The sequence below is a fragment of the Thermomonospora umbrina genome (assembly GCF_003386555.1).
Taxonomy (GTDB): Bacteria; Actinomycetota; Actinomycetes; order Streptosporangiales; family Streptosporangiaceae; genus Thermomonospora; species Thermomonospora umbrina.
Window position 1 is genome coordinate 885,306 of record NZ_QTTT01000001.1, and the last position, 17,590, is coordinate 902,895.

Sequence of the window (17,590 nt, forward strand, 5' to 3'; positions counted from 1 at the left end):
GCGGGACAGTTCACACAAGTGTTGGCCCCCAGCGCAAGTGTCTTGGGTGCTTTGGCGGCCGGTCCACATGATCGTGATGGTCCGGGTGCTGGTCTTTCCACCGAGCGTAACAAAGAGCCCGTGGCGCTCCGTCCCTCCGGCCGGGGGGACCGACCGGTGGTCAGCCGGGCAGAAAGGACAGCCGCACCTGCCGGTCCGGGTTGTCGACGTTCAGGTCCACCAGGGCCACCGACTGCCAGGTGCCCAGCGCCAGCCGTCCGCCGAGCACCGGGACCGTGGCGTACGGCGGGACCAGGGCGGGCATCACGTGCGACCGTCCGTGACCACGGGAGCCGTGCCGGTGCCGCCAGCGGTCGTCGGCCGGGAGCAGGTCGCCGAGCGCGGCCAGCAGGTCGTCGTCGCTGCCCGCGCCCAGCTCGATCAGCGCGACGCCCGCGGTGGCGTGCGGCACGAAGACGTGCAGCAGCCCGTCGCCCCCGGATTCCCGGCTCGCCTCGGCGGCGAACCGGGAGCAGTCGGGGGTGATGTCGTGGACCGTCTCGTGGCCACCCGTGGCCACTCTGATCACTTCGCTCTTCATGGGGCCTGTCTACCCGGTCCTCCCGGTCGCCCGGGAGAGGGCCGTGGCGCCCTCTCCCGGCACCGATCCGTCAGCCTCTCTGGGGGTGGGGTTGCCGCGCGCGGCGCGTCTCCACGACGGCGTCCGGGCCGGGGAAGACCAGGCCCGTGTGCCCGTCGTCGAACCGCACCACGTACGGCGGGCCGCCGCCGGCCCCCCGTACCTCGATGATCTCGCCGCTGTGATCCGGCTCGCCCACGGTGTTGCCGTGCACGTGCAGCCGGTCGCCCTTCTTGGCCTGCATCACATCACTCGCCTTCCCGCGGCCGGTCGCGCCGCCTCGTCCGGAGTGCTCGTGGTCGCCGCGCCCTCGCCCGCGGCGCGGGCGGGGCGCGACGCCGGTCCGTGGTCGTCACCATTCCCCGGGGTGGCCGCAGGTCACCGCCCTGACCGGCGAAAATAGTTACCGTCCAGTAGAGATGCGTTAGCCGTCATAACAGACGACCATGGTCTGTGGGCGGCGACCACCGACGACCGTCGGCCGGCGCCCGCGACCGTAACGGTGAGCACAGAGGGGACCCCGTGGCTTCCGGACGCCAACGCTTTTCGATCATCAGCGACGGGCTGCCGAGCCAGCTCCCGGACGTCAATCCTGACGAGACCCGTGAGTGGCTGGAATCGCTCGACACGGTCCTCAAGACCGAGGGCCCGACACGCGCGCGTTATCTCATGCTGCGACTTTTGGAACGCGCCCGTGAACAAAGGGTCGGCGTGCCCGGCCTGCGCAGCACCGACTACATCAACACGATCCCGCCGGAGCGGGAGCCGTGGTTCCCCGGCGACGAGCACGTCGAGCGCCGGATCCGCGCCTACATCCGCTGGAACGCGGCGGTCATGGTGTCCCGCGGCAACCGGCCCGAGCTGGGCGTCGGCGGCCACATCGCCACCTACGCGTCGGCCGCCTCCCTGTACGAGGTGGGCTTCAACCACTTCTTCCGCGGCAAGGAGCACGGCGAGTCCGGCGACCAGGTCTTCATCCAGGGCCACGCCGCGCCGGGCATCTACGCCCGCGCCTTCCTGGAGGGGCGGCTCACCCAGGAGCACCTCGACGGGTTCCGGCAGGAGATCTCCCATCCGGGCGGCGGGCTGTCGTCCTATCCGCACCCGCGGCTGATGCCGGAGTTCTGGGAGTTCCCGACCGTCTCCATGGGCCTGACCGCGATCAACTCGATCTACCAGGCCCGGTTCAACCGCTACCTGTACAACCGCAAGATCAAGGACACCTCGCGCTCGCACGTCTGGGCGTTCCTCGGCGACGGCGAGATGGGCGAGCCGGAGTCGCTGGGCGCCATCGGGCTGGCCGCCCGCGAGGAGCTGGACAACCTGACCTTCGTGGTCAACTGCAACCTCCAGCAGTTGGACGGCCCGGTCCGCGGCAACGGCAAGATCATCCAGGAGCTGGAGTCGTTCTTCCGGGGCGCCGGCTGGAACGTGATCAAGGTCATCTGGGGCCGGGACTGGGATCCGCTGCTGGCCCAGGACGTCGACGGCGTGCTGGTCAACAAGATGAACACCACCCCGGACGGACAGTTCCAGACCTACACGGTCGAGTCCGGGGAGTACATCCGCGAGCACTTCTTCGGCGACGACCCCCGGCTGCGCAAGATCGTCGCGCACCTGTCCGACGACGAGATCCGCAAGCTGTCGCGGGGCGGGCACGACTACCGCAAGCTGTACGCGGCGTTCAAGTCCGCCCGCGAGCACACCGGCCAGCCCACGGTGATCCTCACCCACACCATCAAGGGCTGGACGCTCGGCACCGACTTCGAGGCCCGCAACGCCACCCACCAGATGAAGAAGCTCACCAAGGCCGAGCTCAAGGAGTTCCGGGACCGTCTCTACCTCGACATCCCGGACTCGGCGCTGGAGGGCGACCTGCCGCCGTACTACCACCCCGGAGAGGACTCCGAGGAGATCGAGTACATGCGGGAGCGGCGCGCCGCCCTCGGCGGCTACCTGCCCCGCCGGGTGGTGCGGGCCAAACAGCTCACGCTGCCGGGCGACACGGTCTACGACGAGCTGAAGAAGGGCTCCGGCAAGCAGAGCGTGGCCACCACCATGGCCTTCGTCCGGCTCCTGAAGGACCTGATCAAGGACCAGAACATCGGCGCCCGGTTCGTGCCCATCGCGCCGGACGAGTTCCGGACCTTCGGCATGGACTCGCTGTTCCCCACCGCCAAGATCTACTCGCCGCACGGGCAGACCTACGACGCGGTGGACCGGCGGCTGCTGCTGTCGTACAAGGAGTCCGAGCAGGGCCAACTGCTGCACGAGGGCATCAGCGAGGCCGGCGCGATGGGCTCGATGATCGCCGCGGCCACCGCGTACGCCACGCACGGCGAGCACATGATCCCGATCTACATCTTCTACTCGATGTTCGGGTTCCAGCGCACCGGCGACTCCATCTGGGCGCTGGGCGACCAGATGGGTCGGGGCTTCCTGCTCGGCGCCACCGCGGGGCGCACCACGCTGACCGGTGAGGGCCTGCAGCACGCCGACGGGCACTCGCCGCTGCTGGCCTCGACGAACCCCTCGACGGTCTACTACGACCCGGCCTGGGCGTTCGAGCTCGCGGTGATCGTCCAGGACGCCCTGCGACGGATGTACGGGTCGTCGCCGGAGCACCCGCACGGCGAGGACATCCACTACTACCTCACCATCTACAACGAGCCGTACGTGCAGCCCGCCGTGCCCGAGGGGCTCGACACCGAGGGGCTGCTCAAGGGCCTGTACAGGTACGCCGACGCGCCCGCGAATGAGAACGGCGAGCGGCCGCGCGCCCAGATCCTCGCCTCGGGGGTCGCGATGCGGTGGGCGCTGCAGGCGCAGAAGCAGCTCGCCGAGGACTGGGGGGTCGCGGCCGACGTCTGGTCGGCGACCTCGTGGACCGAGCTGCGCCGCGAGGCCCTCGACTGCGACGAGTGGAACATGCTGCACCCCGAGCGGGAGCAGCGCGTCCCGTACGTCACCCGGACGCTGGAGGGGGCCGCCGGCCCGATCGTGGGCGTGTCCGACTTCATGCGGGCCGTCCCCGACCAGATCGCCGGCTGGGTGCCGCAGGACTTCACGTCCCTGGGCACCGACGGCTTCGGGCTCTCCGACACCCGCGCGGCCACCCGGCGGTACTTCCACGTGGACGCGGCCTCGATCACCCTGGCCGTGCTGACCCGGCTGGTGCGGCAGGGCGAGGTCAAGCCCGAGGTGCTGCGCCAGGCCATCGAGAAGTACCGGCTGGACCGGCCGATCGACGAGGTCTTCGCGGGCACCGGCCAGACCGCCGAGTCCAGCACCGGCGGCGAGGCCTGAGCCGTCCCCTTCTCGGCGGTGATCACGTCATGGTGCGTGATCACCGCCGGGGGCCCGCCCCGGTGAACGTTGTCCGGGTGGGGCGTCCGCACACGGCCGAACCCTAAAGACCGCACCCACGGGCCGCCGCCATGAATCAGGCGATGGCCCAATATCGGCGGCCCGTGCCCGTGGCTTCCCGGGACGCCCGGCGCGGGCCGAGGCGCCGGCCCGACGCCGCCTGCACGACCCCCGCCCAGTTGGCCGCGCCGATCGCGTACGCCGCCCAAGACCCCGCCCGCACCGGGGCCGTGAGCACGCCGGTCAGGGGGCCGGCGGCGGGGAGAAGACCCCGAAGTGGTTGCCCGCCGGGTCGAGCAGGTCGGCGAACACCAGCCCGTTCCCGAAGGTGACGGGCGGGGTCATCACCTTGCCGCCCGCCGACTCGGTCTCCGCGCAGACCGCCGCCACGTCCTCGACCACCACGGAGAAGATCGCGTGGTTTGACGTCCGGTCGTCGGTGTGGTGGACGCCGCCGCTCGGACCGTCCGCACCGGGGTAGGTGATCAGGTCATAGCGGCCCTCGCCGTCCGGGTCGGCCTCGAAGGTCCATCCGAACAGCCGGCCGTAGAACCGCCTGGCCTCGCCGGGCTCGTTCGTCCCGACCTGGAACCACGCCACCGTGTTGTACATGCCCGCTCCTTCGCGCCGCTGGATCGTCTCGACGCTCCGACCCTCTCGCCGCCCGGCGACAACCCCCTGTCGGTGTTTTCGACGGCGTTTCGAACGGCGCCGGATCAGAGGGCGGGGCGCAGCATCACGTAGCCGGGATGGCAGTACCGGGAGTCGTCTCCGGGGCGGTGCGGGGCGGGCAGCCCGGTGAGGGCGACGTGCTGGATGCGGTCGACGCGGAAGAAGCGGGTGTCCTCGCGCAGGCGGCACCAGGCGACGAGGTACCAGCAGTGGCTGCCGGCCATGGCGGCGATGGGCTCGACCTCGCGTTCGGTGGCGGCGCCGTCGCGGTCCTCGTACCGGATGCGGACGACGCGGCGGGCGACGATGGCCTGCTCGAGCAGCGGGGAGATGCGGGCGGGCTCCTCGTCGACGCGGCGGAGCAGACGGACCCGATCGGCGAGTTCGCGGGCCGCGGCGGCGTCGCGTTCCGGCATGGCGCCGACGATCTTGGCGAGGGCGGACCGGCTGGCCTCGGCGAACGGGGTGCTCTCCAGCCGCCCCAGCGCGGCGGCGACCGCGACCGCCTCGGTGGGCGTGAAGTTGAGCGGCGGCAGCGTCATCGCCTTGTCGAGGGTGTAGCCGCCCCGGCGGCCGACGTCGGCGTAGATCGGCACCCCGGCCTGCTGCAGCGCCGCGATGTCGCGCTCGATCGTCCGCACGCTCACCTCGTAGCGCCCGGCCAGCTCCCGGGCGGTGCGGAGCCGCGGGGCGCTGGCGCGCAGATCCTCGACGAGGGCGTACAACCGGTCCGTGCGATTCACGCCCCGGACCCTAGAGGACGCCACCGACATTTTCGCCGGCCGTTCAGAGGGAGCGCAGGAAGCCGATCAACGCCTCGTCGACCTCCTCGGGGCGTTCCTGCTGGGTCCAGTGGCCGCAGCCCGGCAGCAGAACGATGTCGCGCAGGTCGGTGACCAGGTCGCGCATGCGGGGCAGCCGCTCCCGCGCTCCGGGGGCGGCGAGCACCATGTCCCGGTCGCCGCCGATGAACAGGGCGGGCGGGGTGATGGGGGCCCGGTGCCAGGCGGCGGTGAGCTCCCAGTTGCGGTCCAGGTTCCGGTACCAGTTGAGGGGGCCGGTGAAGCCGGTCGGCGCGTACTCGGCGGCGAAGACGGCGATGTCGTCCTCGGTCAGCCAGCCGGGCAGCGCGTCGGGCTCGGCGCACACGTCCAGGAAGCCGCCGCCCTCGGGCACGATGGGCACCAGGGGCGGCGCGTCGCCGGAGCCCGCGTAGAGCAGGCGACGGAACGTGTCCGGCGGGTCCCGCTCCAGCTCGGCCTCGGGCACCTCCGGCTCCTGGAAGACGACCATGTAGAAGCCGTCGCCCAACGCCTTGCGCAACTGCGGGATCGGGGGCCGCGAGGACCGCGGCCAGTGCGGCACCGACAGACCCGCGACGCCCCGGACCACGTCGGGGCGGAGCTGGGCGGTGTGCCAGGCGACCGGGGCGCCCCAGTCGTGCCCGACGACGACGGCCCGCTCCTCCCCCAGGGCGGTGATCAGCGCGACCGTGTCGCCGACCAGGTGCAGGATCGTGTAGTCCTCGACCCGGTCGGGCCCTCCCGTCCGGGCGTAGCCGCGCTGGTCGGGGGCGACGGCGTGGTACCCGGCCTCGGCCAAGGCGACCAGTTGGTGCCGCCAGGAGTACCAGCACTCGGGAAACCCGTGCAGCAGCAGCACGAGCGGGCCGGTGCCCGCCTCCGCCACGTGCATGCTGAGACCGTTGACGTCGACGTGGCGATGCGTGATGGCCGTCATGGCACACGGACGCTAGCGGGCGTGGGCCGCCCGGGGAACCGTCACGGCGGCGGGCCAGTAGCTCAGCGCGTAGGTGACGCGGGCCAGCTCGTTCTGCCCGGCGGTGTTGGGGTGGAAGTAGTCCCACTTGCTGATCTGCGCCAACGTGAACGGGTGCGCGAACACGGCGTTGCCGTCGAAGCGGCAGCGCGGGTTCTCCGCGCAGATCTTCGCCAGGACGGTGTTGTACTCGATGACGCGCTGCCGCACCCGCTTGCGCCGGGCCGTGTCGGCGGCGCTCGTGGACGTGGGCCGCGCCAGCATGGACTGACAGATCTTGAACGTCGACCAGGCGCTGCGGGCGGCGAGGCTGCCCTTGCCCGCCGCCCAGAGCCGGCGCAGGTCGGGGACGCTGGCCACGAAGATCCGGGCGTTGGGGAGCCCGCCGCGCAGGGTCTTCATGGCGCGGCGGAACCGGGTCTCGAAGTCGGCGACGGAGGTCATGGCCGACTCGGTGGCGGCGCAGGCGTCGTTGGCGCCGATCAGGACGGTGACGTACTCGGCGCGCTGGGTGACGGCCTGCCGGGCCTGTCCGTTCAGGGCGACGACCTCGGCCCCGGTGGCGGCGTCGTTGTAGGACTGCAGCGCGCTGTTGCGGGCCAGCAGCCGACTGTGGTGGCCCCTGACCCTGTTGCCGTGACCGGTGGACCACGAGCGGCTGGGGCAGTCGGCGAGCAGACCGCAGGAGTGGAAGCCCCGGGTGATGGAGTCGCCGAGCGCGGCCATCCGATCGGGGACGGGCACCTTGTCGGCGCGGGCGGCGGCGTCGGCCCCGGACGCGAGGGAGGCCCCCGACGCCAGGGAGAAGGTGAGCACGGCGGCGACGCCGAGACACGCGGGACGATGGGGGCGAAGGCTCACGGGGCACCTCGGGACCGGAAGGGTGGCAAGGACTCACCGATAGCATCCCATTACTCATCGTCACCATGAGGGCTTGAATACCGTCCCTTTACGGAACATTCGGCTCACACGGTCGCCGCAGCCCCGGCGGAACGGCCGTCAGCCGAGCCCCGCCCGCGACCAGGCCAGCAGCGTGTCGGCGTCCAGCGTGTTGACGATCCGGTCGGCCGGGACGCCGCAGCGGGCCGCCCGCTCGCAGCCGTTCGGCTGCCAGGCGAGCTGGCCCGGGGCGTGGGCGTCGGAGTCGACGGCGAACCGGCACCCCGCCTCCAGCGCCAGCCGCAGCAGCCGTTTCGGCGGGTCGAGCCGTTCGGGGCGCGAGTTGATCTCCACGGCGACGTCGTAGGCGGCGCACGCGTCGAACACCAGCTCGGCGTCGAACTCCGACTCCGGCCGCTTGGCGCCGCGCCGCCCACCGCCCTGCACGATCCGCCCGGTGCAGTGGCCGAGGACGTTCACCCGGGGGTTCGCGATGGCGGCGACCATCCGCCGGGTCATCGCGACCCGCTCCATCCGGAGCTTGGAGTGGACGCTGGCCACCACGACGTCCAACCGGTCGAGCAGCTCGGGCTCCTGATCGAGGGAGCCGTCGTCGAGGATGTCCACCTCGATGCCGGTGAGGATCCGGAACGGGGCCAGCTCCTCGTTCAGCTCCGCGACCACGTCGAGCTGCCGCCGCAGCCGTTCCGCCGACAGCCCGCCGGCGACCGTCAGGCGGGGCGAGTGGTCGGTCAGGGCGATGTAGTCGTGCCCCAGCCCGCGGGCGGTCTCGGCCATCTCCCGGATCGGGGAGCCGCCGTCGGACCAGTCGCTGTGGGTGTGCAGATCGCCCCTCAGCGCGGCGCGGAGCGCCTCCGTCGCCTCGTCGAGGGGCTGGTCCTGCGTGTCCTCCAGACGCCGCAGGTAGACCGGGACCTCGCCGCCCAGCGCCTCGGCGATCACCAGGGCGGTGACCTTGCCGATGCCGGGCAGGCCGGTGAGCGTGCCGTCGCGGGCCCGGTCGGCCAGCTCCGCCGGCGGCGTCGCCGCGACCAGATCGGCGGCCTTGCGGAACGCGCGCACCCGATAGGTCGGCTCGTGCGCCCGCTCCAGCAGGAACGCGATCCGCCGCAGCGCCTCGACTGGTTCCATGGGCACGACCGTACCCAGGTACTACGCCCGGTTGGCACCACGGTCCCATGCCGGTCCCCGGCCCCGGACCTAGCCTGGGGGCGTGACCAGCGAAGAGACGGACGGCGGCCTGCGGGACACGCTGCGGCGGCTGACGCGGCCGGTCACCGCCGCCGTCGTCACGGGAGCGGCCGACCCCCCGCCGGAACGACGGGAGTGGCCGTACGGGCTGCGCTGGACCCGCCGGCTCGGGATCGGCCGACTGCCGTACGGGGCCGTGAACGTCGTCGTCGACATCGTGATCGCGCTCTTCATCCTCGGCGGCACCTACTCGCTGCTCAGCGACGAGGTGCTGGAGCGACGGCCGGACTACTCGCCCATGACCCTCCTCGCCGGGGCCGTCGCGCTGGCCGTCCCCGTCCTGTTGCGGGACCGGCACCCGTTGGGCGCCTGGCGGTTCGCGATGGTCGCGATGGCCGCCGTGTCCGGCAACGGCTGGGTGCCGGACCCGTGGGTCCCCGGCGGGGTGATCGCGACCCTGCTGTGCCTGTACTCGCTGGCCGTGCGGTGCTCGCGGGAGATCATGTTCGCGGCCGGCGCGATCACCATCGCCGGCGCCTGGAGCCTGCATCCCCCGACCGGGGTGGGGGCCACGGTGCTGATCCTGGTGCCGCTGCTGTTCGGGTTCGTGGTCCGCGAGCGCCGCATCGCCCGGCGGGAGCTGGCCGAGCAGGAGCGCCGCCACCAGGAGGCCGAGGCGGTGCTCACGGAGCGCCAGCGGATCGCCCGCGAACTGCACGACGTGGTCGCCCACCACATGTCGATGATCGCCATCCAGGCCGAGGCCGCCCCGTACGCGGAGCCGACGATGCCGGACCGGACCCGCTCGGACCTGGCCCAGATCCGGGCGACGGCGTTGGACGCGCTGACCGAGATGCGCCGCGTGCTGGGGGTGCTGCGCTCGGAGGACGGCGCGGAGACCGCGCCCCAGCCCGACCTGGACCGGCTCGACGACCTGCTCGCCAACGCGCGCGGCGCCGGGCTCACCGTGCGGGCCGAGGTCACCGGGGAGCCGACCGCGCCGCCTCCGGGGTACGGGCTGACCGCGTTCCGCATCGTGCAGGAGGCGCTGAGCAACGCCATGCGGCACGCTCCGGGCTCGCACGTGGACGTCCAGGTCCATTACGGTCGTGACGCGCTGAGGCTCGGCGTGGTCAACGGCGCTCCGCCGCGAGGGGGGCCCTCGTCCACGCCCGGCGGCGGGCACGGCCTCATCGGCATGCGGGAACGCGCCGCCATGCTCGGGGGCGACCTGACCGCCGAGCCGACACCCGAGGGCGGATTCGCGGTGACCGCCCGCCTGCCGTGGAACGCGAAGGAGGACGGGTGACCATCAAGGTCGTCATCGTCGATGACCAGGGCATGGTCCGGGCCGGTTTCGGGGTGCTGCTGAACGCGCAGCCCGACATCGAGGTGGTCGGCGACGCCCCCGACGGGGAGCAGGGCCTGCGGGTGATCGCCGAACTGCGCCCGGACGTGGTCCTGATGGACATCCGGATGCCGGGCCTCAACGGACTGGAGGCCACCCGGCGGCTGATGGCCGAGGAAGCCGACCCGCCCAAGGTGCTCGTGCTCACGACGTTCGATCTGGACGACTACGTCTACGCGGCGCTGCGGGCCGGGGCCAGCGGGTTCCTGCTCAAGGACGCCTCGGCGACGGAGCTGGCCGAGGCGGTGCGGGTGGTGGCGGCCGGGGACGCGCTGCTGTCGCCCTCGGTGACCCGCCGGCTGATCGCCGAGTTCGCCCGGCTGGGCGCGCCCCGCTCGCCCCGCAAGGAGCGACTGCAGGATCTCACCGAACGCGAGACGGAGGTCCTCGCGCTGGTCGCGCGGGGTCTGTCCAACCAGGAGATCGCCGCCGAGCTGGTCGTCGCCGAGCAGACCGTCAAGACGCACTTCGGGCGCATCCTGATGAAGCTGGGGCTGCGCGACCGGCCGCAGGCCATCGTCTACGCCTACGAGACGGGACTGGTCCGGCCCGGCGACTGAGACCCGTCATACCGGAGGGTCACGGCCGAAGACGGCACCGGGGACCGATGCCCGTCCACACGGCGGATTCCTACCTTCCTGATCAGCGACGAAAGCCCGCTGACCAGGAAGGACGCCCCCCATGCGCAGCCGTGCCCCCGCCTTGCTCGCGGCACTCGCCGTGGTCACCTCGACGGCCGCCGACGCCTCACCGCCCGACCCGTACGCGGCGCCGGGTCCGCGCCCGGCACCGACGGCGGGGACGCTGGACGCCCGGTACGCCGACACCCACCGGGACATCGCGACGGCGCTGAACACGGCCCGCGAGGCCGGTGACGACGACCGGGAGCGGGCGCTGTCGGGCCTGCTGAGGCCGGGCCGACGGTTCCTGTCGTTCGACGCCAGGGGCCGGGGTCGGGCGGTGGAGGTCTTCGGCGACCTGATCGCCGCGGACCGGGTGGCGATCGTGGTGCCCGGCGCGGACGGCACGCTGAACGGCTACGACTCCTGGAAGTTCGCCGGCGGTGGAGCCCGATCGCTGCACGAGGAGGCCCGCCGGGTCTCCCCCGGCGGCCGGCTCGCGGTCATCGCCTGGCTCGGGTACGCCTCGCCGGCGACGCTCAGCACCGACGTCCTGACGGTGGGCCGCGCGGACGACGCGTCCCGGGGGCTGCGCCGCTTCGTCACCGAGATCCGCCGCGTCAACGGCTCGGCGTCCCTGGCGCTGCTGTGCCACAGCTACGGGTCGGTGGTGTGCGCCAAGGCGGCCCGGCACGTTCCCGCGCAGGACATCGCCCTTTTCGGCAGCCCCGGGACGGGCGTCCGCCGCGCGTCCGACCTACGGACGCGGGCCCGCGTCTGGGCGGGACGGGCCGGCGGCGACTGGATGTCGCTGGTGCCCAACGTGCGGTTCTTCGGCGTCGGCTTCGGCACCGACCCGACCGAGCGCTCGTACGGGGCCCGGGTGTTCGACGCGGGATCCGGACGGCACAGCGGCTACCTCAAGCCCGGGTCCACCTCACTGCACAGCCTCACGCTCATCGCCCTCGGCCGCACTCTGGAGGTGCCCCGTGCCTAGCCCCGCGACCCTCGTCGACCGGATCAACGCGTCGACCCCGCCCGAACGGGACCGGACGGTGGACGCGCTCCGCGCCATCGGCATTCTGGGCGTCATCCTCGGACACTGGCTGGTGACGGCCGTGGTCATGGACTCCGGGCAGCCCGCGGTCGCCAGCCCTCTCACGGCGATGCCCTGGCTGGCCCCCGTCTCCTGGGTGTTCCAGACGCTCGCCGTCTTCTTCCTCGTCGGCGGCTACGTGGGCGCCAAGGGCTACAGGCCGGGCACGCCCTACGCGGCCTGGGTGCGCACGAGGATGTCGCGCCTGTTCCGACCCGTGCCCGTGCTGCTGCTGGCCTGGGTCCCGGTCGCCGCCGGGCTGTTGTGCGTCGGGTACACCGGGGAGTCGCTGCGCTCGGTGATCAAACTGGTGCTCAGCCCCCTGTGGTTCCTCGTCGTGTACGCCGCGTTGACGGCCCTCACCCCCCTGGTCGTCGCGCTGTGGCGAAGGCTCGGCTGGTCGGCGGCGGCCCTCGCCGTCGGCACGGTCGCCCTGGTCGATCTGGCGCGGTTCGGCCTCGACGGGCCGGACGCGCTGGGCTGGATCAACGTCGTCGTGGGCTGGCTGGTGCCGTACCTGCTCGGGGTCGCCTGGGCGCACGGCGCGATGAACGGACGCCGTGTCCCGGCGGCGATGCTCGGCGGCGGCGCGCTCGCCACCGCAGGCCTGATCGTGTACGCGGGCTACCCCGCGAGCATGGTGGGGGTGCCGGGCGCCGAGATCTCCAACCTGAACCCCCCGACCCTGGCGGCCGTGACGTTCGGCGTCGCCCAGGTCGGGCTGGCCCTCCTGCTGCGCGACCGGCTGGCCCGGCTGATGCGCAGGCCCCGCTGGTGGGCCGCCACGGCGATGGCCAACCTGTCGGCGATGACGGTCTTCCTGTGGCACCAGACGGCCATGCTCGCGGTCACCCTCACCGCCGCCCTCGCCGGAACGGCGGGGGGCCTGCACACCCGCCCGGAAACCCTGTCCTGGGGGCTCCAGCGGCTGGTCTGGCTGCCGGCCTTCGCCGCCGCACTGGCCCTGGCCTGGGCCGTCGCGCACCGCTTCGAACGTCCCCGACGCCCGAGGCGATGAGTCCGGGACGGCGGGCGCATTGCGTTTCGGATGGCACAGTGGTCTCCGTGGAGACCACGAGCGACGACGCGATCCGGGCGGCGACCACCAAACGGCTGGAACAGGCCATGGGCACCTTCGGCACCCAGGCGCTGGCCAGCATGGAGCAGCGGCTGCCCTGGTTCCGCCGCATGCCGGCGGACCAGCGGTCCTGGATCGGGCTGGTCGCCCAGGCCGGGATCGCCGCGTTCGTGGAGTGGTTCAAGACCGCGGAGAGCACCCGGCCGGCCATCGCCGGAGAGGTCTTCGGGACCGCCCCCCGCGAGCTGCTCCGCTCGATCAAGCTCAAGCACACCATCGACATGGTCCGGGTCATCATCGACGTGGTGGAGACCCGGCTGGACGAGTTGGCCGCGCCCGGCGGCCAGTCCCAGCTCCGCGAGGCCATCCTGCGCTACACCCGGGACGTGGCGTTCGGCGCCGCCCAGGTGTACGCCCAGGCCGCCGAGACCCGGGCCGCCTGGGACGCCCGGCTGGAGGCGCTGGTCGTCAACGCGGTGCTGCGCGGCGAGGTCGACGACGGCATGCACTCGTGGGCGGCGGCGCTGGGCTGGACCTCCAAGCCGGTCACCGTGATCGCCGGGTACACCCCGCCGGACGAGGACCCCGAGGTCACCATCGACCAGATGCAGTTGGCCGCCCGCCGGGGCCGGGTCGACGTGCTGGCCGGGGTGCAGGGCCAGCGGGTCATCGTGATCGTCGGCGGCGCCGAGGACCCGATGGAGGCCGCCCGCCCCATCGCCGCCAAGTGCGGACCCGGCCCCGTGGTGATCGGCCCGCTGGTCGCCGACCTGTACGGCTCGACGCTCTCGGCGCAGGCCGCGATGGCGGGGTTGCGCGCCGCCTCCGGCTGGCCGGACGCGCCCCGTCCCGTGTTCGCCGACGAGATGCTGCCGGAACGGGCCCTCGACGGCGACGAGGTCGCCCGCCGCCACCTCGTGGAGCGGGTCTACGAGCCGATGTGCACCGCCGGGGCCCCGCTCCTGGACACCCTCACCACCTACCTGGAGCAGGGGTCCTCGCTGGAGGCGACGGCCCGGCTGATGTTCGTCCATCCCAACACGGTCCGTTACCGGTTGCGCAGGGTGACCGAGCTGACCGGTCTGGCGCCGACGGACGGCCGCAACGCCTTCACCCTCCGGCTGGCCCTCGTCCTCGGGCGTTTCGCGGACAGACACGCTGGTATGTGACGCCTTCGGCCTTGTAGGGGTCTGACAAAGCCGTGCGCGGAAACTTCGTGGCGATCCGCATCGGCGGGGCGCGCGGAACCCGGCAGGGTGAGGTTCTGTGATTGTCATCGCCTCGCCCGGCCAGGGCGCCCAGACCCCGGGGTTCCTCGAGCCGTGGCTCGACGTGCCCGCGGTCGCCGACCGTCTCGCCTGGTGGTCCGCGGTCACCGGGCTCGATCTGGTGCGCTTCGGCACCACGGCCGACGCCGAGGAGATCCGGGACACCGCCGTCGCCCAGCCGCTGCTGGTGAGCGCGGCGCTGGCCGCCGCGGCGGAGCTGGACGCGACACCCGGCCTGGTGGCCGGGCACAGCGTCGGCGAGCTGGCCGCCGCGGTGATCGCCGGGGTGCTGAGCCCCGAGGCGGCGCTGGTGTTCGTCCGCGAGCGGGGCCGGTCGATGGCCGCGGCCTCCGCGGTCGCCGAGACCGGGATGACCGCCGTGCTCGGCGGCGACCCCGACGAGGTCCTCGCCGCCCTCGACAAGCACGAGCTCACCGCCGCCAACATCAACGGCGCGGGCCAGGTCGTGGCCGCCGGGACGAAGGAGCGGCTCGCCGCCCTCGCCGACGCGCCGCCCGCCAAGGCGCGGCTGCGGCCGCTGTCGGTGGCCGGGGCCTTCCACACCGAGCACATGGCGCCCGCCGTCGACCGGCTCGCCGCGCTCGCCCCCGGGATGCCGGTGAACGACCCGACGACGCGGCTGCTGTCCAACCGCGACGGCGCGGTCGTGGAGTCCGGCGCCGAGTACGTTCGGCGGCTCGTCGGCCAGGTCGCCTCACCGGTCCGGTGGGACGCCTGCATGGCCACCATGCGGGAGCTGGGCGTCACCGCGATCATCGAGCTGCCGCCCGCCGGCACCCTCGTCGGTCTGGCCCGCCGGGAGCTCAAGGGCGTGGCCACGCTGGCCGTCAAGACCCCCGACGATCTCGACGCGGCGCGCGACCTGATCAAGGCGCACACCTCATGAGCGGCGACGCGCCCGCGCTCCGGCTGCGCGTCCCGCCGACCGTCCCCGGCGCCCGGATCCTCGCGTTCGGCGACTACCAGCCCGCCCGGGTCGTCACCAACGACGACCTCGCGGCGACGATGGACACCAGCGACGAGTGGATCCGCAGTCGGGTCGGCATCGTCGAGCGCCGGATCGCCGCCGACGACGAGACCATCACCGACATGGCGGTGCACGCCGGCGGCAAGGCGCTGGCGGGCGGCGGGCTGTCGCCCGACGACATCGACCTGGTCATCGTGGCGACCTGCTCGTCGGAGACCCCGCTGCCCAGCCACGCGGCCACGGTCGCCCACCGGCTGGGCATCACGTCCCCCGGCGCGTTCGACCTGAACGCCGCCTGCGCGGGCTTCTGCTACGCGCTGGCCACCGCGAGTTCGGCGGTCCGCGGCGGCAGCGCCCGCAACGTGCTGGTGATCGGCGCCGAGAAGATGTCCCAGTGGATCGACTGGTCCGACCGGTCGACCGCCATCATCTTCGCCGACGGCGCCGGCGCGGCCGTGGTCACCGGCAGCCGGGACCCCGGGATCGGCCCGGTGGTGTGGGGCAGCTCCGGCGACCAGGCCGACAAGATCCGGATCGCGGACCGGAACTCGTACCTCGTCCAGGAGGGCCAGGCGGTCTTCCGCTGGGCGACCACCGCGATCGCCCCCATCGCGGCGGCGGCCTGCGAGCGGGCGGGCGTCTCCCCCGAGGACCTGGCCGCGTTCGTGCCCCACCAGGCCAACCTGCGGATCGTCGAGTCCATCGCCCGGCGCCTCAAGGCGACCAACGCGGTGGTGGCCGACGACATCGTGCACTCGGGCAACACGTCGGCGGCCTCGATCCCGCTGGCGCTCGCCCGCATGATCGAACGAGGCGACGTGCAGTCCGGCGCGCCGGCCCTGCTGATCGGTTTCGGTGCCGGCCTGACCTACGCTGCCCAAGTCATCCAGATCCCGTAGGCCGTCCCAGACGGCGTCCTGCGTTCACTACAAGAGGAGAACCGCACCATGGCAGATGTCACCGAGCAGGAGATCCTGAACGGCCTCGGCGAGATCGTCGAGGAGATCGTCGGCATTCCGGCAGGCGAGGTGACCCCGGAGAAGAACTTCATCGACGACCTCGACATCGACTCGCTGTCGATGGTGGAGATCGCCGTTGCCGCCCAGGATCGTTTCGGCGTCGAGATCCCCGACGACGAGCTGCGCAACCTCAAGACGGTCAAGGACGTCATCGGCTTCGTCCAGGGCCTCGCCGTCGACGCCCCGGGCGTCAAGAAGTAGCGCACCCGCGGCGCGCCGCCGCCGAACACCCTCGGCCAGGCACGGCGGCGCGCCGCACCCGACTCCCCCCAGGAACCAGGAGCACTGACATGAGCAAGAACCGAACCAAAGTCGTCGTTACCGGTCTCGGTGCCACGACGCCGCTCGGCGGCGACGTGCCGTCGACCTGGTCGGCGCTGCTCGCCGGGAAGTCCGGGGTGCGCCCGCTCGACTGGGAGGGAGTCGAAGAGCTGCCGGTGCGTTTCGCGGCCACGCTCGAGGTCGACCCCGCCGAGGTCATGCCGAAGCACAAGCTGCGCCGGTTGGACCGGAGCCAGTCGATCGCGCTGATCGCGGCCCACGAGGCGTGGGAGCACGCGGGTTACGCCCACGGCGAGCGCCCCGGGCAGACGGTGGACGGCGACCGGCTGGGCGTGGTCATCTCCAGCGGCATCGGCGGCCTGCACACCGCGCTCAACAGCTATGACGTCTACAAGGAGAAGGGCTGGTCGCGCGTCTCCCCGTTCACCGTGCCGATGCTGATGCCCAACGGGTCCTCGGGCCACGTGGGCATCGAGTTCGGCGCGATGGCGGGCTCGCACGCGCTGGTCAGCGCCTGCGCCTCCAGCGCGGAGGCCGTCGGCTACGCCGTCGACATGATCCGCGCCGGGCGTGCGGACGTGGTCATCACCGGGGGCACCGAGGCGTGCATCCACCCGCTGCAGATGGCCTCGTTCGGCTCGATGCGCGCCATGTCCACCCGCAACGAGGAGCCCACCCGCGCCTCGCGGCCGTACGACAAGAACCGGGACGGGTTCGTGCTCGGCGAGGGCGCGGCGGTGATGATCCTGGAGTCCGAGGAGCACGCGCTGGCCCGCGGCGCCCGCATCCACGGCATCGCGTCGGGCGCCGGCTACTCGGGCGACGCCCACGACATCGTCCAGCCCGACCCGACCGGCAGCGGCGCCGCCAAGGCGATGCGCCGGGCGCTGGTCGACGCCCGGCTGAACGCCGAGGACATCGTGCACGTCAACGCGCACGGCACGTCCACCCCGCAGGGCGACGTCGCCGAGCTGGCCGCCATCAAGGCCGCGCTCGGCGAGGACGTCGCCGCGCGCCTGTGCGTCACGGCCACCAAGTCGATGACGGGGCACCTGCTCGGCGGGGCCGGCGCGCTGGAGTCCCTGATCACCGTTCTCACCCTGCGCGAGGGGCTCGTCCCCGCCACCACCAACGTCGACGACCTCGACGACGCCGTCGACCTGGACATCGTCCGCGGCGAGCCCCGCGAACTGCCGGACGGACCGATCGCCGCGCTCAACAATTCCTTCGGCTTCGGCGGCCACAACGTCGCCGTCGTCTTCCAGCGCTACGTCTGACTGCGCATGTGCAAAGGAGCCCGCCAG

Annotated in this window: 17 protein-coding genes; 10 read left to right on the plus strand and 7 right to left on the minus strand. The window is 72.7% G+C overall.

The window, feature by feature from the left end; all coding sequences use genetic code 11:
- Positions 1-160: 160 nt before the first annotated feature.
- Entirely contained in the window at positions 161-580 is a 420-nt protein-coding gene (locus tag DFJ69_RS03885) for a YjbQ family protein (protein WP_116021210.1), read from the minus strand.
- A gap of 70 nt (positions 581-650) precedes the next feature.
- The gene (locus DFJ69_RS03890; RefSeq protein WP_116026376.1) at positions 651-863 is read right to left on the minus strand and encodes a DUF1918 domain-containing protein; all 213 of its coding nucleotides are present in this window, start codon (positions 861-863) and stop codon (positions 651-653) included.
- 278 nt (positions 864-1,141) lie between these two features.
- Here DFJ69_RS03890 and aceE point away from each other — a divergent pair, with 278 nt between their 5' ends.
- The gene (aceE, locus tag DFJ69_RS03895) at positions 1,142-3,925 is read left to right on the plus strand and encodes a pyruvate dehydrogenase (acetyl-transferring), homodimeric type (RefSeq protein WP_116021211.1); all 2,784 of its coding nucleotides are present in this window, start codon (positions 1,142-1,144) and stop codon (positions 3,923-3,925) included.
- Positions 3,926-4,228: 303 nt separating this feature from the next.
- Here the strand turns inward: aceE and DFJ69_RS03900 are convergent, their stop codons facing one another.
- The 5 genes from DFJ69_RS03900 to DFJ69_RS03920 all read right to left on the minus strand — a co-directional run bounded on the left by DFJ69_RS03900 (position 4,229) and on the right by DFJ69_RS03920 (position 8,467).
- Positions 4,229-4,597, minus strand: a complete 369-nt coding sequence (locus DFJ69_RS03900) for a VOC family protein (RefSeq protein WP_116021212.1) — start codon at positions 4,595-4,597, stop codon at positions 4,229-4,231.
- Positions 4,598-4,701: 104 nt separating this feature from the next.
- A complete protein-coding gene (locus tag DFJ69_RS03905; RefSeq protein ID WP_116021213.1) occupies positions 4,702-5,400 on the minus strand; it encodes a helix-turn-helix transcriptional regulator in 699 nt (232 codons plus the stop codon).
- Positions 5,401-5,443: 43 nt separating this feature from the next.
- The gene (locus DFJ69_RS03910; RefSeq protein WP_116021214.1) at positions 5,444-6,397 is read right to left on the minus strand and encodes an alpha/beta fold hydrolase; all 954 of its coding nucleotides are present in this window, start codon (positions 6,395-6,397) and stop codon (positions 5,444-5,446) included.
- Between the two features lie 12 nt (positions 6,398-6,409).
- Complete coding sequence (locus tag DFJ69_RS03915) at positions 6,410-7,297, minus strand: GDSL-type esterase/lipase family protein (protein ID WP_245973988.1); 888 nt, start codon at positions 7,295-7,297, stop codon at positions 6,410-6,412.
- Positions 7,298-7,435: 138 nt separating this feature from the next.
- Complete coding sequence (locus DFJ69_RS03920) at positions 7,436-8,467, minus strand: PHP domain-containing protein (protein ID WP_116021215.1); 1,032 nt, start codon at positions 8,465-8,467, stop codon at positions 7,436-7,438.
- Positions 8,468-8,549: 82 nt separating this feature from the next.
- On the opposite strand from DFJ69_RS03920, the gene DFJ69_RS03925 reads away from it, so the two are divergent.
- The 9 genes from DFJ69_RS03925 to DFJ69_RS03965 all read left to right on the plus strand — a co-directional run bounded on the left by DFJ69_RS03925 (position 8,550) and on the right by DFJ69_RS03965 (position 17,563).
- Positions 8,550-9,836, plus strand: coding sequence for a sensor histidine kinase (locus tag DFJ69_RS03925; RefSeq protein WP_116021216.1), 1,287 nt, complete (start codon positions 8,550-8,552; stop codon positions 9,834-9,836).
- Positions 9,833-10,495, plus strand: coding sequence for a response regulator (locus DFJ69_RS03930; protein ID WP_116021217.1), 663 nt, complete (start codon positions 9,833-9,835; stop codon positions 10,493-10,495). Before DFJ69_RS03925 ends, DFJ69_RS03930 begins: the two co-directional genes overlap by 4 nt.
- A 121-nt stretch (positions 10,496-10,616) precedes the next feature.
- On the plus strand, positions 10,617-11,552 hold the full coding sequence (locus DFJ69_RS03935; RefSeq protein ID WP_116021218.1) for an alpha/beta hydrolase: 936 nt from the start codon (positions 10,617-10,619) through the stop codon (positions 11,550-11,552).
- On the plus strand, positions 11,545-12,669 hold the full coding sequence (locus DFJ69_RS03940) for an acyltransferase family protein (RefSeq protein WP_116021219.1): 1,125 nt from the start codon (positions 11,545-11,547) through the stop codon (positions 12,667-12,669). The genes DFJ69_RS03935 and DFJ69_RS03940 overlap by 8 nt, the downstream gene beginning before the upstream one ends.
- Positions 12,670-12,716: 47 nt before the next feature.
- The gene (locus DFJ69_RS03945) at positions 12,717-13,898 is read left to right on the plus strand and encodes a PucR family transcriptional regulator (protein ID WP_281275808.1); all 1,182 of its coding nucleotides are present in this window, start codon (positions 12,717-12,719) and stop codon (positions 13,896-13,898) included.
- Between the two features lie 97 nt (positions 13,899-13,995).
- The gene (locus tag DFJ69_RS03950; RefSeq protein ID WP_116021221.1) at positions 13,996-14,904 is read left to right on the plus strand and encodes an ACP S-malonyltransferase; all 909 of its coding nucleotides are present in this window, start codon (positions 13,996-13,998) and stop codon (positions 14,902-14,904) included.
- Positions 14,901-15,884 carry a beta-ketoacyl-ACP synthase III gene (locus DFJ69_RS03955; RefSeq protein WP_116021222.1) on the plus strand — a complete coding sequence of 328 codons (984 nt, stop codon included), beginning with the start codon at positions 14,901-14,903 and terminating at the stop codon, positions 15,882-15,884. Before DFJ69_RS03950 ends, DFJ69_RS03955 begins: the two co-directional genes overlap by 4 nt.
- A gap of 48 nt (positions 15,885-15,932) precedes the next feature.
- A complete protein-coding gene (locus tag DFJ69_RS03960) occupies positions 15,933-16,205 on the plus strand; it encodes an acyl carrier protein (RefSeq protein WP_116021223.1) in 273 nt (90 codons plus the stop codon).
- Between the two features lie 89 nt (positions 16,206-16,294).
- On the plus strand, positions 16,295-17,563 hold the full coding sequence (locus DFJ69_RS03965) for a beta-ketoacyl-[acyl-carrier-protein] synthase family protein (protein WP_116021224.1): 1,269 nt from the start codon (positions 16,295-16,297) through the stop codon (positions 17,561-17,563).
- Positions 17,564-17,590 lie beyond the last annotated feature (27 nt).